Below are 276 nucleotides of genomic sequence, written 5' to 3' on the forward strand. Positions count from 1 at the left end.
TTACAGTTTCAAGAGTCTTACCTTCTGAATCTTTAAGAACGAAGCTGAATTCGTTAGCTTTAAGCTCACGGCCTTCCAAACGTTTAGTAAAGTTGAATTCCACTTCAACTGGAACGTTGTTTACACGTTTTTCAGTTGGTTTGTTTGGTTTTTCGACTTTCTTAGTTGTTGGGTTGTAGTAATTAACTACTTGAGCCGCAGTGTTTTCGATATCTACACCACCAGGTACATCAGCTTTAACTGTTGTTGGGATGTCGAACTTGTAGTAACGTCCAA

At 38.8% G+C, this 276-nt stretch carries 1 protein-coding gene; it reads right to left on the reverse strand.

All coding sequences use genetic code 11. The annotated features are described in order from the left end of the window. A partial coding sequence (locus tag AX663_RS10785) for a hypothetical protein (protein WP_197414199.1) occupies positions 1–276 on the reverse strand: 276 nt, incomplete at both ends.

Source organism: Streptococcus sp. CCH8-H5, assembly GCF_001556505.1.
GTDB lineage: Bacteria > Bacillota > Bacilli > Lactobacillales > Streptococcaceae > Streptococcus.